The 16,388-nt window shown below is 37.9% G+C and carries 12 protein-coding genes; 7 read left to right on the top strand and 5 right to left on the bottom strand.

The genetic code is table 11. From position 1 onward, the window contains the following. Positions 1–10 precede the first annotated feature (10 nt). Positions 11–592 (top strand): hypothetical protein, encoded by a 582-nt coding sequence (locus tag ND855_RS00780; protein WP_100716866.1) that lies wholly within the window; start codon positions 11–13, stop codon positions 590–592. A 25-nt stretch (positions 593–617) separates the two neighbouring features. After that, entirely contained in the window at positions 618–788 is a 171-nt protein-coding gene (locus ND855_RS00775) for a hypothetical protein (protein ID WP_165779507.1), read from the top strand. Positions 789–925: 137 nt separating this feature from the next. Here ND855_RS00775 and ND855_RS00770 read toward each other — a convergent pair whose 3' ends face one another. After that, positions 926–1,945 carry a synaptic vesicle VAT-1 family membrane protein gene (locus ND855_RS00770; protein ID WP_265356754.1) on the bottom strand — a complete coding sequence of 340 codons (1,020 nt, stop codon included), beginning with the start codon at positions 1,943–1,945 and terminating at the stop codon, positions 926–928. Positions 1,946–2,022: 77 nt separating this feature from the next. Here ND855_RS00770 and gcvT point away from each other — a divergent pair, with 77 nt between their 5' ends. The 5 genes from gcvT (at position 2,023) to ND855_RS00745 (ending at position 7,919) form a co-directional block, all read left to right on the top strand. After that, positions 2,023–3,135, top strand: a complete 1,113-nt coding sequence (gcvT, locus tag ND855_RS00765; RefSeq protein ID WP_265356753.1) for a glycine cleavage system aminomethyltransferase GcvT — start codon at positions 2,023–2,025, stop codon at positions 3,133–3,135. Positions 3,136–3,159: 24 nt separating this feature from the next. After that, positions 3,160–3,552, top strand: coding sequence for a glycine cleavage system protein GcvH (gcvH, locus tag ND855_RS00760; protein ID WP_135619853.1), 393 nt, complete (start codon positions 3,160–3,162; stop codon positions 3,550–3,552). A gap of 16 nt (positions 3,553–3,568) precedes the next feature. Beyond that, positions 3,569–6,484: an aminomethyl-transferring glycine dehydrogenase gene (gene gcvP, locus ND855_RS00755; RefSeq protein ID WP_265356752.1), complete on the top strand. Its 2,916-nt coding sequence runs from the start codon at positions 3,569–3,571 to the stop codon at positions 6,482–6,484. Positions 6,485–6,498: 14 nt separating this feature from the next. Continuing rightward, a complete protein-coding gene (locus tag ND855_RS00750) occupies positions 6,499–6,825 on the top strand; it encodes a (2Fe-2S) ferredoxin domain-containing protein (RefSeq protein ID WP_265356751.1) in 327 nt (108 codons plus the stop codon). A 317-nt stretch (positions 6,826–7,142) separates the two neighbouring features. After that, on the top strand, positions 7,143–7,919 hold the full coding sequence (locus ND855_RS00745; protein ID WP_265359317.1) for a c-type cytochrome: 777 nt from the start codon (positions 7,143–7,145) through the stop codon (positions 7,917–7,919). A 43-nt stretch (positions 7,920–7,962) separates the two neighbouring features. On the opposite strand, the gene ND855_RS00740 is transcribed toward ND855_RS00745, so the two are convergent. The 4 genes from ND855_RS00740 to ND855_RS00725 form a co-directional block, all read right to left on the bottom strand. Beyond that, the gene (locus tag ND855_RS00740) at positions 7,963–10,416 is read right to left on the bottom strand and encodes a C1 family peptidase (protein ID WP_322113550.1); all 2,454 of its coding nucleotides are present in this window, start codon (positions 10,414–10,416) and stop codon (positions 7,963–7,965) included. After that, positions 10,413–11,060 carry a hypothetical protein gene (locus ND855_RS00735; RefSeq protein ID WP_265356749.1) on the bottom strand — a complete coding sequence of 216 codons (648 nt, stop codon included), beginning with the start codon at positions 11,058–11,060 and terminating at the stop codon, positions 10,413–10,415. Before ND855_RS00735 ends, ND855_RS00740 begins: the two co-directional genes overlap by 4 nt. A gap of 172 nt (positions 11,061–11,232) precedes the next feature. Continuing rightward, on the bottom strand, positions 11,233–12,933 hold the full coding sequence (locus tag ND855_RS00730) for a hypothetical protein (RefSeq protein WP_265356748.1): 1,701 nt from the start codon (positions 12,931–12,933) through the stop codon (positions 11,233–11,235). A 37-nt stretch (positions 12,934–12,970) separates the two neighbouring features. Continuing rightward, entirely contained in the window at positions 12,971–16,345 is a 3,375-nt protein-coding gene (locus ND855_RS00725; RefSeq protein ID WP_265356747.1) for a methylmalonyl-CoA mutase family protein, read from the bottom strand. Between the last annotated feature and the right edge of the window lie 43 nt (positions 16,346–16,388).

Below are 16,388 nucleotides of genomic sequence, written 5' to 3'. Positions count from 1 at the left end.
TCAATATGATATGGCAGAGACGTATACAAAGTATTTCAATTTAGAGTTTGAACCCTTTTCTTTAGAAAGAATCCTCGAAGAAAGACAAGATTCCGCAGGATTTTTCCTCTCTACCGTATTCCAGAAACGGTTTTCAGAAGAAGTGAATCTAAAACGCCACGAAGACCAAAAATTATGGATCCAATCAAAGAATCTTCGTTACGTAGTTCTAGATGGAATCCAAAAAATTTCCGATGAAAATGGCAGATTAGAACCAACCAACATCCTCTACTTACTTGTTTTTTTTGATTTTAACTCCATCACAGAGTATGGATTCGAAGAAGTCTGCAATGTGCTCATCAAACGTTATGATTTGCCTTCTCTCATCCTTAAAATGCCTGACAATGACCATTTAGAAATATGGGGAAAGGATCATTCGAGAAAAAGTTATAAGAATGTGATCCATCCTAACATTGAATCACTGATGAAAGCACTCTTTGATTCGATCAATAAGAAGGATCATTTTCAATTCATTGGCATTGAAAGATCAAATTCGGAAAAAAAATCAGGATTTTTAATGACGAGAAGGGGTTTTACACGGGCAATTGCGTAAATTTTTCCCATTGATACCCTTATAAATGAAAAAACCCGCAGGTTTTGCGGGTTCACACAATCTTACTTCGATAGTTTCGAAGGAAGAATCGAATCTAAGTTATTTCTTAGATTTTTTCTTTGCAGCTTTTTTCTTAGCGGCTTTCTTTTTTGCGGCTTTCTTTTTAGCAACCATTGTGATCGTCCTTATCTTTTGATTTCAAAACACGGCTGTCCTTGGCAAACAGAGAGTGAATTGATACGACATAATTAAATCATATCATTTTAAATGTAAAGAAATTTTATTTTTTGCATGAATTTTTATTCAAAATAAAAAAACAGGCTAATACTCATTCTACGGAACATTGATAACAATCTTACCAATTGTTTGACCTGATTGCATTGTACGGAGTGCATCATGCAAAGAATCGAACGTAAACTCATGCCCAATCGTTTGTTTTGGTAAAGAATGCATCATTAAATCCGAAAAATGTTTTCGAAGATCATCAATTTCATTCCACAACCATATTAAATTGAATCCCATCACCGATTTATTGTCTGAAATCATTGATAATGGATCAATTTTTGGTCTTGTGAGGTATGAAGACACGATTGAAAACCAATTGATGAATGATTTTGAAGGTGTGAAGTTTGCACTTCCATACGTTACAAGTCTTCCCATTGGTGCTAAAAGATCATAACTGTCCTGAAAATAACGACCACCTAAACATTCTAAAACGATTTTTAATGGTGCTCCATCTAGAATTTTTTTCATTTCAACTTTAAAATTAGGAGATCGAACGAGAAATTTTTCATAACCAACCTCTTTTAGGATCGAAAACTTACGAGAATCACCTACAAGTCCAATCGCAATTGCTTTTTTTTTCTGAATGATATGACCTGCCATGATACCAACACCACCTGCAGCACTATGAACTAATACATGATCTCCTTCTTTTACTTGTGCGAGTGGAACAAGTGCATAGTATGCAGTGAGTGCTTGCACTGCAAATGATGCTCCATCTTGCATACTCCAATCCTTTGGAAGTGCAAAAATTGTTTTTTCTGAAATGTTGAGATGAGTTGTATATGCACCAAAGCGAGTCACACCAAAAACAAGGTCGCCAACCTCAAAATCCTTAACATTTGGGCCTATTTTGATGATTTTTCCTGAAAATTCTAATCCTGGAACAAAACTTTCTTTTGGAGTTGCTGAGTACAAACCATAAACAGAAAAAACATCCGCAAAGTTTAGTCCAATCGCTTTCACTTCGATTGTGACTTCATCTCCTTCAGGAGGAGGTAAGAGTTCTTTTTTTCTTTGTAAGTTGCGGATGGATCCAGTTTTTTCGATGCGGTAGGCTTCTCTATGCATAATGAGTTAAAAAAAATTCAATTCCAGTACCATGAAACCATTTTTCTATGGTATAAGAGTCTACATAAGAGAATACCGTGGAACTAAAACAAACACCCTTACACTCAATTCATAAAGAAATGGGAGCCAAGATGGTTCCTTTTGGCGGATGGGATATGCCTGTTCAGTATACAGGGATCATCCAAGAACATCTAACAACTAGATCGAACGCAGGTCTCTTTGATGTGTCCCATATGGGTGAAATTTTTGTCACCGGAGATGCCAAAGATGTTTTGGAATTTTTAGAATCTGTCACATGTAATCTCATTTCTTCCATGAAAGATGGCCAAGTGCAATACAATGCAGTTGTGAATGAGAATGGTGGGCTAGTTGATGATATCACTGTTTATAAATTCAATGATTCAAAATATATGATTTGTTCCAATGCATCCAATTATGAAGCCGTTACCAAACATTTACTTAAATATGTAAAAGGAAACGTAACTGTAGTTGATGATAGTAAAAATTGGCACCAAATTGCCTTACAAGGCCCAAAAGCAGATGAAATTTTTGCAAACTACTTAGGAAAAGATTTATCTTCCATCCTTTATTATCATTTTACAGAAATGAATTGGAAAGGAGAGACAATCATCGTGTCTCGCACCGGTTATACGGGAGAAGATGGATTTGAAATTTATACATCTAACCAATTGGGTGTCAGTCTTTGGAAAGAATTATTAGATGCTGGAAAAAACTTGGGACTTGTTCCCGTTGGTCTTGGTGCACGTGATACACTTCGTTTAGAAGCCAAGTATCCTTTGTATGGACATGAATTGAACGCAGAGTGGACACCAGTAGAATCTGGAATCAATTTCATCGTAAAAGAAAAATCTAAACCTTACCTTGGGTATGAACGGATCATCGCAGATAAAAAAAATGGCCCAAAAGCAAAAGTTGTGGGGATCCGATTGATGGAACCAGGAGTTTTACGCGAAAATTTTCCCATTTTTTCCGCGGAAGGGAAAGAAATTGGCAAATCAACCTCAGGAACCCACTCCCCAAGCCGGAAGGAATCCCTAGGACTTGCTTATCTTCAGACCGAATTCACAAAAAACCAAACGGAAGTATTTGTGGAGATTCGTGGGCAGAAGAAATTGGCTAAAGTAGAGACTGGTGCCTTCATCCAAGGCAGTGTCCGAAACAATCGCTAAACCAAAGATGTAAGGAAAAAAACCATGGCAGACACACAAGCAAAAGACGGTTATTATTATACAGAAAAACATGAATGGGTGAAGGTAGAGGGTGATGTAGCTCTTGTTGGAATCACTGACTTCGCACAAAATGCATTAGGTGACATTGTTTTCATCGACCTTCCAAAACCTGGAAAACAAATCAAAGCAAAAGATAGTTTAGGAACGATCGAGTCTGTAAAAGCAGCAGAAGATTTATATTCCCCTATCTCTGGTGAGGTGGTGGAAACCAACGCGTCTCTTGGTTCCAATCCACAATCTGTGAATGCTGAACCTTTTGATACTTGGATGGTAAAATTAAAAAACATCCAAACATCGGAGCTAGGAGGCCTACTCTCCGCCGCTCAATACAAAGAATACGTTTCCAAATTGGATTAATAGGAGTTATTTTCAAGTGAGTTCCGTAAAACCTTCATCGCCCATCCATTCCCCTTACGAAGAAACATTAGAACCAAGTGACACATTCTTACGACGTCATGTTGGTGTGACAGAAGAAACTGTTTCTGAAATGCTTTCTATCATTGGTTATAAGGAATTGGATGATCTGATTAGTGATGCCGTACCCGAAAACATTCGGTTACGTAAAGAACTCGATTTACCAAAACCAATTGGAGAATATGCTCTCCAAAAAGATTTAAAGAAGATTGTTTCCAAAAACAAAATCTACAGATCCTATTTGGGACTTGGATACTATTCTTGTATCACTCCACCAGTGATCCAAAGAAACATTTTAGAAAATCCAGGTTGGTACACTGCGTACACTCCGTACCAAGCAGAGATTGCGCAAGGAAGGATGGAAGCACTCATCAACTTCCAAACGATGATCACAGATCTAACAGGGATGGAAATTGCCAATGCATCTCTCCTTGATGAGGGAACAGCTGCGGCAGAAGCAATGAATATGTTGTATTCTTTAAAAGAAGACAACCAAGGAAAATCTTTCTTTGTTTCGCAATCGGTTCACCCACAAACCTTAGATGTGATCCGCACTCGTGCCATTCCACTTGGAATCAACATTGTTGTGGGCTCGTTTAAGAAAATGGTTCCTTCCAATGATTTTTTTGGAGCGATTGTCCAATACCCATCTACTGATGGAACCATTTATGATTTTAGCGAATTCATTGAAAGCCTACACAAAGTAGGTGCCAAAACAGTTGTGGCGGCTGATCTACTCGCACTCACCATTTTAAAATCACCAGGCGAAATGAATGCAGACGTGGTTGTCGGAACTACGCAACGTTTTGGATTGCCACTTGGTTTTGGTGGTCCTCATGCTGGTTACTTTGCAACGAAAGAAGAATACAAACGAAATATGCCAGGACGCCTCATTGGTGTTTCCAAAGATTCACAAGGGAAACCAGGTTACCGACTTAGTTTACAAACACGGGAACAACACATTCGCCGAGACAAAGCGACATCTAACATTTGTACAGCGCAAGTTTTACTAGCGGTTTTATCATCGATGTATGCAGTGTATCATGGTCCAAAAGGACTCAAACAAATTGCATCTCGTGTTCATAGAATGACAACCATTCTTGCTACTGGACTTGAAAAGTTAGGATACAAAATCATCTCACAGCCTTACTTTGATACCATTCGAGTAGAACTTTCTAAAATCTCATCAGCAGAAATTATCCACTATGCAGAAGAAAGAGAAATCAACATTCGACAAGTTTCTGGTCACGTCGTTAGCATTTCTTTAGATGAAACAACAAACATAAAAGACATCAAAGATTTACTTGAAGTCTTTAACGAAAACAAAGCCCTTCATTTTCCATTAGAAGACTTAACGACAAAAGAAGAATGGAAAATTCCTGAACTACTGGAAAGAAAATCGTCTTACTTAACTCATCCAGTTTTTAATAGTTACCATACGGAAACAGAGATGTTACGTTACATCCGTAGATTGGAAGCAAAGGATTTATCCTTAACCACTTCAATGATTGCACTTGGTTCTTGCACAATGAAACTGAATGCATCAACAGAGATGTATCCAGTCACTTGGCCAGAACTATCGAACATCCATCCCTTTGTTCCCGAAAACCAAACAGAAGGATACCGAACTCTTTTTAGCCAATTGGAAAAATGGTTATGTGAAATCACAGGATTTGCGGAAGTATCACTCCAACCAAACGCTGGATCCCAAGGAGAATACGCTGGTTTACTTGCCATTCGTAACTTCCACCAAAGCCGCAATGACATGCACAGAGATATCTGTCTTATCCCAATTTCTGCTCACGGTACAAATCCTGCCTCTGCAGTAATGGCAGGATTCAAAGTGGTACCTGTGAATTGTGATCTCAATGGGAACATTGATGTAGAAGACCTAAAGAAAAAAGCAATTGAATACAAAGACAAGTTAGGTGCCCTAATGGTAACCTATCCGTCTACACATGGTGTATTCGAAGCTTCCATCAAAGAAATTTGCCAAACCATCCACGACAATGGTGGGCAAGTTTATATGGATGGTGCCAATATGAACGCACAGGTAGGATTAACACGACCTGGTGATATTGGTGCCGATGTATGCCATTTGAACTTACATAAGACATTTTGTATCCCACATGGTGGTGGTGGTCCTGGAGTTGGTCCGATTGGTGTTGCTGAACACTTAGCTCCTTTTTTACCAGGGCATAGTCTTGTCGAAAATGGATCGAATAACAGCCAGTGGGCGGTGTCTGCAGCTCCATGGGGATCTGCTTCTATCATCGTGATCTCATGGGCGTACATTGCGATGTTAGGTTTTGAAGGTCTACGATTTGCGACAAAAATTGCCATCCTCAATGCCAACTACATCGCCAAAAAATTAGAATCTGCATTCCCAGTATTGTACCGAGGAAACAAAGGTCTTGTGGCACATGAGTGTATTTTGGATATGCGCGGATTCAAAAAAACGAGTGGAATCGAAGTGGAAGATATCGCCAAACGATTGATCGACTATGGATTTCACTCTCCTACCATGTCATTCCCTGTTCCAGGAACTCTCATGGTAGAACCAACTGAGTCAGAATCTAAAGAAGAGTTGGACCGATTCATTGATTCCATGTTATCAATTGCAAAGGAAATCAAAGATATCGAGTCTGGTGTTTTATCCAAAGAAGATAACCCTCTCAAAAACTCTCCTCACACTGCTGACATGGTGATTAGCGATGCTTGGAATCATGCCTATCCAAGGGAACGGGCAGCGTATCCTCTTCCTTGGCTTCGTACACGGAAATTTTGGCCGAGTGTAGGACGTGTGGACAATGTATACGGTGATCGAAACTTAGTTTGTTCCTGCATACCGATGGAAAATTACGTCGTTTCCTAAGGACTAAATTATTTATGTTTTACGAAAAACATATCTTTGTTTGTGAAAACCAGAGGGCACCCGGCGAACGGGTGTCATGTGGAAACCAAGGTTCCATTGAACTTCTCAAATTATTAAAACAAAAGGCAGCCAAAGCTGGAATTCAATATAAGTTTCGTGTACAAAAATCGGGATGTCTCGATCGTTGTGAACTAGGTCCGATCCAAGTCTCATACCCTGAAGGCAAGTGGTTTAACATGAAATCAGAAGCCGATGTAGAAACCATCTTAGAATACTACTTAAAGACAGACCAACCAGACAAATACAACCATCTCGTTGTCGCAGACAATACCCCCATCTAAAAACGAACACAACGAACTCCTAACATGAACATTTGTTAGTTATTTTTTTTGGCGATATGTAGAAAACTGGCATCAAAAAGGTTTTGATGGTAGGTTGGCGTCAATGGGTGGCGGGTGGATAACCCCACCCATTGATCAGGGCGGGGAGACCAGATTCACAACTTCCCCCCAAAATCCCACTTGACCAATTCCCCCACTACGATCCAATTCCTCCACTTATGAAAAAAATTTCTCGAATACTCCTTATCTTTTTCGTAACGGTGATCCTAGTCCTTTCCGTTTTTGTTACTGCTGTTTATCTCATCAGCTACAACCGAATGGGAAAAACATACTCCGTAAAACCTACTCCTGTTCCTAAATTTGTTTCCAACCTAGACATTCTAGAAGGCAAACGCCTTTACCAGTCTAGAGGTTGTGGTGATTGCCATGACGTCAATGGTAGTGGAAAAACTTTTATCGATGACCCCGCAATTGGAACAATTTCAGGTGCAAACCTAACAGCTGGTAAAGGCGGAATTTTAAACGATCGAACAGATGAAGAATTGGCTGTCGCCATTCGCCATGGTGTTGGAAAAAATGGACGTGCACTAATCTTCATGCCATCCACTGATTTTCATGGAATGACAAATGAAGATGTTGGGAAATTAATTTCTTATCTTCGATCTTCCGCTCCAGTGGACAAAGAACAAGGAGAGATCAAACCAGGACCACTTGGCAGATTTTTATTTGTCATCGGAGAAATTCCCGTATTAGTCTCAGCAGAACAAATCAATCATGAAACAAATCATCTTGAAAATTTAAAACCTACAGTATCGCTAGAATATGGTAAGTATGTTGCTGCTACTTGCACTGGATGCCATGGAATGAAGTTAGTCGGTGGTCCAATCCAAGGAGCTCCTCCTGAATGGCCACCAGCACAAAACATTACGAAAGCAGGACTTTCTCATTATACAGAGGTTAGTTTTATTGAATCCATCCGAACAGGAAAACGTCCAGATGGATCAGAGATCAAGTTTCCAATGCCTTGGCAAAGTTTAGCCAAATTAACAGATACAGAGCTAAAAGCACTTTGGCTGTATTTGCAAAGCATTTAAAAACAAAATTCACAATTCCCTTTTCTGAAGGGAATTGACTCGATTAATTTTCTTTTTCGAAACTCAGTTCCATTCCATTTTCAATTTCTTTAATGGATTGGAACTGAACTAACGAATTGCCTTCCAATACATTGGAAAGTTCTAAACTAAATCCTTTTGTTTTGATCATTTTACTCCCAGGCGTCCAAGATCCAGAAAATTGTTTGATTTCCCTATCATTTAACTTTAATTTTGCGACAAAATCTTGTCCGTTACCTGTGATTTCCATCTGTAAGTTTTGTGGACCTAATTTTGGATTCCAATACATAGAAGTCCATTTTCCCGTAAATTGATTTGGCAATTCTTCAAGAGACATTGTCCTCTTTTTTACAACGGATTTTGGTTCATTCCAAAAAACCGAAACAAAATTAGAATCTTTGGATTCAGCACCAAACTCTGATTTGGAACGTACAGTGTATAAAAAAAGTTCTCCGGATTTTCCAGGAAACATTTCTGAAAAACTTGTCTTTTTTGAATCCACACTTGATACAAATTCCAATTTGCCGGGTTTACCATTTTGAATTGGTTTTCGATAGATATAATATTCGAAACTATCCTTAACAGAATCCCATTTCAAACTTACCATTTTATCTTTTCCAACTGGGTTTGTAATCAATTGTTTTGGAGCGGGAAGTGTCACACCACCTGCACGTTTTGTTAAACCAGGATCCGTTTTTCCAAAGGCAACTTCACTAGGCTCCGCATAACCTAAGTCATTTGCGGAAATCACTGTATATAGAAATGTTTTTCCGTTTTGAATGGATGTATCTGAATCTGTATAAGAAGTTCCAGATACTTCGAATTGGCCTGAAGGTTCTGCATTCTCATCAAATCGGAATAAAAAATAATTTTTTGCACCAGGAGCAGCTTTCCAATTCAACTGAATTTTATTTGCATAATCTCCGTTTGATGCAGATAACTTACTTACTTGGTTTGGTAATAAAGACTGGTTTGCTACTTCAACAGCAATGGAATCACTCCAATCTGATGATTGTTTGGAGCTGATGACAGCATTGACACGGTAATAATTCACTTCTCCTGATTTCGGAGAGTTATCCACATAATCTGGTGATTTACTTGTCCCAATGGTTTTCCATTTAAATGTCGAATCTGATTTAGCAATTGTATAGTTCGTAACACCATCAATTTCAGACCAAGCCAATTGGACACTTGTTGAGTTTCCATTCGAAAAAACAACTCCACTAAGTCCAACAACTTGTGTCAAATTTCCATCTTGTGATGGTTCCGACGATGTAAATCCTTCTACTTCTAATGATGCAACTGAAACATCTTCAGCTCCAATAGCTAAAATTCGATACGCATAAGTAGAGTTTGGTGAAACGGATACGTCGATAAAACTTGGTTTGTCTGAATATGCTAAGTCATAAAAATCAGATTCTTCCTTTCTTTGAATTAAGTAAGCAACTGCAGATTCTTGGTGTTTCCAAGTCAGGAGAATTTTATTATCAAAGTCACCTTTAGAAACTTTAATTTCAGTCGGAGCTAAAATAGGTTTTTTGGCGGGATTGACACTTACAATTGGTGTAGGTGTATTCTGTGGTGTTGGTTCATCTATAATCGCATATGTTTCTTGCCCAACTTTGGCTAACATCGAATAAGATACCCATCCAAATCCATTATCACCCCAGTTTGTTCCCCATGAGTTTTGTAATTTAAATGCACCTTTTTTACCCGATTTCGATTTTTTATTATCATCATATCCAACAATTGTCATGGCATGGCCACCATAACTTTGGCCACTATTCACATCATAAACAGTTGCGCCCTTTAATTTATAAAATGCATCATCGATGATCATACCAACCATCACAACATTCTTACCAGCTAATACGCGCTTGATTTCATCTGGGTTTTTGAAATTCAATCGAGAGAAAGATTTTATTTTATATTTAAGCGCTTCTTGTTTAGATTCTTGTGTTGGTTGTGACAAATAATCTTTGTCTGTGTAAGGCATGCTACTCCATGGTGCAACACCATTGGATTTTAAAAATTCCATCGTTTTGTAATAGTACAATCCTTTGTCTTCTCCCCCATTTTGTTGGTTATAAATAAATGCGGGAGAAAACACAAAGTTTCCTTTCCCACCTGCAAACGGTGGATCATATTCAGTGCTTTGGCCTTTATTTTTTAAAAGATATGATTTGATCGCATAACCAGTAGCCCATGCAACACAACTGTTTTGTCTTCCCTGGTTTCCGACAGGAGGCATTTGGGATGACAAGTCAATTGAACTTGGTAAGTCTTCAAACGAATTAAAATCACGTTTGAGGGGAATTGTATCTTGGACTTCTTTTGGGCTAGGGATGTATCCACAAGAAAAGGTTCCAGGTTTACAACCAGGGGAACGGACACTACTTGGGTCAAACTCTTCCGCAAAAGTTGTATGGAATGAGAATAATACAACTCCGAGTATTAATGATTTTATTTTCAGATTCATGGTTTCATCCTTTCTATATACTTTATAATGTTCTTTTTTTGTTTCCATTCCGGTTGCTGAATTTCTTCTAATCGATAGTAAAACTTTGATTTGGTGGACCCAAGTTGAAATTCTACAAAATTATAGCTGATACCTGTGATTTGTTCTTCTGGAATTTCTTCATAAGGGAATTGTGAGATTCCCATTTCCAAAAAACGATTCATCCATTTCTCATATTGGATAGATGGTATTTCTTTCGTTTCTTCTAATTGCAGATTTCCATTCTTCACGATTTTTCGAGTTAAGTGAATTGTTTTAGAGTCTGTCCACAGGTGGAATTGTTTTGCATACCGATATTCGGGTGCAACAGCTCCAGAACTTTCTTCCCAAACCAAATCCATCGGTTTCCAATTTCCCTTATGGTTTTTCAAATTTGTATGAAGTGAATGAATCTGATTAGATCCGTTTTTCTGTTTCAGATTTAGATTTTGTTTTATCCTTACAGTTCGTTTTCCTTTTTTAGAAGGCCGAGAGGAAGATAAATTCGAATTGGTTTTCGTATTCACTTTTTTATGTTTCAGTTTTGTTGATTGAGCAGTCGGATTCGAATTTTCATCCGTAGATTCAATTTGATTTTTTGTCTCCACTGGATTTGGATTCGCCATGATTTCTCCTCCTACAATTGACCAGAAGGCCAAGGATAGAAATATCTTTACCAGAAACACCAAAGTGGATAGATTCCATCTTGTTTCCGAAAGAAAACAAGACATTTTTTTTAATGGAAACGCTGTTCGAAAAATGGAAGAAATGTTCCAGTTCTAAAATTGTAAAACTGAATTAACTATTTCCAATCTCTGATTTAAGCCATTTTTTCTCGCCAATAGATTTTTTCATATTTTCAATTAGAGCAACAGAAATGTTTGTATTGAGTTTTACCATATCTGGGTCTTGTGCAACAAGGATCATCTCATCAATCAAATAATCAATTAGGTTCTCTATGGATTTTCGACCTGATGGATCAGTTGCCATTGCAACTGTAGCTTGTGAAATCGCAGAATAAATGGTCAAACTAATTTGTTTGGTTAGGTTTGCTTGCATTTCTTTTGGAAGTAAAGAAATGGGTTTCATATTGGCTGATACTCTTTCTGATATTTCCGTTACTAAATTCTGAACCAACGCTTGTAAATTTGGATTCTGTGCTGATTGTGCTATATTTTTTAATGCTACTTTTTTTAACTCTGTTCGGTTTTGGTCGATGGCATTTACCAATTGATCAAGAGAATTTCCTGAGCGAACTTCGTTTTGTGTTTCTGTTAAAATTTGAATGGTAACAATATCGGAAATCTCTTCTTTAATGATATTTGAATAATAACGTAATGTTTTACTAATCAAATCATTTCCTAATATTTTGGTGAATTGATTGGTTTGTAACATTAAATAGATTTTATAGACACGAACCAAACGGAAAAAACGAAATTCTACAATTGGAATGAGTCCCAAAACGTCATACCAATGGTAAATAGGATATAAAAACCAAGCAATGTATGTTTTGTTTTTGATGGCTAACAACCAACTGAGTATAAACTCTGCTAAAAAGAAAAATAAAAATGGAGCATCTAACAGTAAATAGTTATTAACAGGCGTTCCATCAGAAGAAATTGCTCGGTAATAATTTAAGGCAAAGTATTCTTGAAAGTTTACATTAAAAAACTCAATTTTTTGTTCCAATGATCGATTTTGGTCTCTCCAAAACCATGCAAAAGCAACAACCGTGGATGGAATTCGATCCCGATTTAAAATTGGGTCTAATTCTTGTCTTAGTTTTAAATCTCGTGCTTTTGTTTTATGTGGTTGGTATTCATTTTTGATCTTTGTTTGGATATCCAATAAAAATTGTGTTTGGCCAGACATAGCAAATGGATTGTTTTCCACAATCTCTAACATTCGTTTGTCCATTTTTTGGATAATAGACAAAATCTCTTTTGATTCATTTGTCTCAATACTTAACCGATTGATAAAAGCATATTTTTCAGAAAGTTCACTTAAAGTTGTGATTTCGTCTGTCTCTTCCATAACACTAAAGAAGTCATTCAATTGGAAAAGTATCTCCTCTACTCTCTTTCGTCGTAATTGAATGTCTTCGATTTGGATTGCCGCTTCAAATCCAACATAAAGAGAATCAAATTTCTCATTAGCAACTTGTGTTTTAAGAGTTGTTAAGACTTTATAAATTTCTTCTCGTGTGTTTTTTCTTTGGTTTTCTCGAAACTCATCATCTCGCAATTGAGTTAGGTATTTTAGATCATCCACCAAATCAGTGTAAGCTGTTGTGGTTCGATGTGGTTCTATCCCTAAAATGGGTTTGTCATACATGGAAAGGATTTCTGGGAATTTATGAAAATAAAATGGCCTTAAGCTCAGATAACTCAAATCAAATATGATAAGAGCCAAATTTCCCAGGACAACAAACACCATTGTGATGTCCCATAAGAGAGGAATTCCCAATTTGTGTTTTTTAATCAAATCCCAGGAAATCATAACATTACCAAGGGTAGATTTTTTCTACCCCATCCTTTTACATATTGCGGCGGTACTGACCTCCCACTTCATACAACGCATGTGAGATCTGCCCTAAAGACGCCACTTTCACTGTTTCTAGTAACTCTTGAAAGATATTTTCTTTGGCACGAGCTACTTGTTTTAATTTTGTGATCGCGGATTCCGTTTTGCCAACATTTGCTTTTTGAAATGCCTTCAAATTGCCAATTTGTTGTTGTTTCTCCTCATCTGTCGAACGGATCACTTCCCCAGGAATCACTGTTGGGGAACCATTTCGATTGAGGAAAGTATTCACTCCGATAATTGGATATTCACCAGTGTGTTTTAAAGTTTCATAGTGGAGGGACTCTTCTTGGATTTTATTCCTTTGGTACATTCTTTCCATTGCACCGAGCACTCCCCCACGTTCTGTCAATCGATTGAATTCGGTGAGAATTGCCTCTTCTACCAAGTTGGTAAGTTCTTCAATGATGAAAGCACCTTGTAATGGATTTTCATTTTTAGCAAGACCTAACTCACGATTGATGATCAGTTGGATGGCAACTGCTCGTCGTACCGATTCTTCCGTAGGAGTTGTAATTGCCTCATCATAAGCATTGGTATGGAGAGAATTACAATTATCATAAATAGCATATAATGCTTGCAATGTGGTTCTAATGTCATTAAAGTCAATCTCTTGAGAGTGTAAAGACCTACCTGATGTTTGGATGTGATACTTTAACATCTGTGAACGTTCATTGGCTCTGTATTTGAACTTCATAGCTTTCGCCCAAATCCGTCTTGCCACACGTCCAATCACTGAATACTCAGGATCAATTCCATTGGAAAAAAAGAAGGACAAGTTCGGAGCAAAGTCATTGATGTCCATCCCACGGCTAAGATAATATTCCACATAAGTAAATCCATTTGCTAAAGTAAATGCAACCTGTGTGATAGGATTGGCACCTGCTTCTGCTATGTGGTAACCACTGATGGAAACGGAATAAAAATTTCGAACTTGGTTTTGTATAAAATGGTATTGGATATCTCCCATCATCTTTAACGCAAATTCTGTCGAAAAGATACAAGTATTTTGGGCTTGGTCTTCCTTGAGGATATCTGCTTGGACAGTTCCTCTTACTTGGGAAAGGGCATCTTTTTTTAATTTCTCATATGTATCTTTTGGAAGGACTTCATCTCCCGTAACTCCAAGTAAGAGTAATCCCAAACCATTATTTGTTTCTGGTAAGTTTCCATCAAACTTGGGAACCGGTAATCCTTTTGAATCAAATATGGATTTGATTTTGGATTTAACCTCTTCTGTTTTTCCTTCCGCACGAATGTACTTTTCACATGCCTGGTCAATGGCTGCATTGAGAAAAAAAGCAAGGACCATTGGTGCAGGTCCGTTGATTGTCATGGACACAGATGTAGAAGGATCACAAAGATCAAATCCTGAATAAAGTTTTTTTGCATCGTCTAACGTAGCGACATTAACACCAGAGTTTCCAATTTTTCCATAAATATCAGGTCGAATGTCTGGATCCTCTCCATACAATGTCACCGAATCAAATGCAGTTGACAGACGTTTGGCGGGCATACCAGAGCTCAAATAATGGAACCTTCGATTGGTTCGTTCTGGTCCACCTTCGCCTGCAAACATACGCGTTGGATCTTCTCCACTTCGTTTGTATGGATACACTCCTGCCGTATATGGGAAAAATCCTGGAAAGTTTTCTTGGTAAGACCATTCTAAAATATCACCCCAATCCACAAATCTTGGAGTGGCAATTTTTGGAATTTTCAAATGGCTCAATGATACAGTATAATTATCAACTTTGATTTCTTTGCCACGGACAAAGTATGAATATTGTTCCTTACGAAAGGATTCAATTTTTTCTGACCAAGTTTCTATGATATTCCTCGAATCCACAGATAAGGAATTCCAAGTTGTTTGGTATTCAGATTCCAAATCTACAACTGATTTTCCTTTTTTGGAAAGTAATGTTATGGCACCTTTCAGTTGGTAGGCGGAACGTGCAAGGTCAGATTCTTTTTTGATCCATTCCGCATTTCGATCAATTTCTTCTTTGATTTCTGTTAAGTAACGAACACGGTCAGGAGGTAAAACAACAGATGCTTCTCTTCCAACTTGGTTTTTTTGGTATTTTGATTTCCAATCTAATTTTGATTTTTGAATGACTACCCCCATCAAATGGGCATACAATTCATCCGTACCAGCATCTTGGAATTGCGATGCAATCGTTCCAAACACTGGCATACTATCAACGGAATCATTGAATAAATTGCGGGAACGTTGGTATTGTTTTTTTACATCTCGTAATGCATCAAGTGCACCACGTTTGTCAAATTTATTGATCGCAATCACATCTGCATAATCGATCATATCAATTTTTTCCAATTGAGTGGCAGCCCCATATTCTGGTGTCATCACATACAAAGAAACATCTGCCACTTCTGTGATTTCAGAATCACTTTGCCCAATTCCTGCTGTTTCCACAATGATGAGATCATAACCAGCAGTCTTAAGAATCTGAATAGCCCCTTTGACACTACGGTTTAGGGCAATGTTTGCTTCTCTAGTGGCAAACGAACGCATGTAAACCCTTTCATTAAATATGGAATTCATACGAATACGATCACCAAGTAGCGCACCACCTGTTTTTCGTTTGGAAGGGTCTACCGATAAAATTGCAATGGTTTGGTTTGGAAAATCATCCAGATAACGACGAACGAGTTCATCCGTTAGTGATGATTTTCCAGCTCCACCTGTTCCAGTAATCCCAAGGACAGGAATTGTTTTTTTGGCAGGTGGAAATTCCAAATTGATTGAATACTTAGTTTTTTCTTGTAAAAGAGAAAATTCCATCTGTGTGATGGCTTGCCCTAATGCTAAATAGTTTTTCTTTTGAATGTGTGACGCCAAATCACCGTTAAATGATAGCGGTGTTGGGAAATCAGATTGTTTGACCACATCATTGATCATACCTTGAAGTCCAAGGGTACGACCTTCATCAGGTGAATAAATATGTGCAACGCCGTATTGATGTAAAACCTGAATTTCAGAAGGTAAAATGGTTCCACCACCACCACCAAACACCCGAATGTGGCTAGCCCCTTCTTTTTTTAACAAATCAATCATGTATTGGAAGTATTCTACATGGCCACCTTGGTAACTGGTGATCGCAATTCCTTGGACATCTTCTTGGATGGCACATTGGACAATTTCTTGGACACTGCGGTTGTGTCCTAAGTGGATCACTTCGACTCCACTTTGTTGTAGGATCCTACGCATGATATTAATGGAAGCATCGTGTCCGTCAAAAAGAGAAGCCGCCGTCACAAAGCGGATTTTGTTTTGAGGGGAGTATGTTAAAATTTCGGTGCTCATAGAGAACAACGTTCTATGAGCATAGTCCTGGATTCAATTGGAA

Origin of the sequence: Leptospira paudalimensis (genome assembly GCF_026151345.1) — a bacterium.
In the GTDB taxonomy this organism is placed as follows: domain Bacteria; phylum Spirochaetota; class Leptospiria; order Leptospirales; family Leptospiraceae; genus Leptospira_A; species Leptospira_A paudalimensis.
This window is presented reverse-complemented; position numbering and strand designations above follow the sequence as displayed.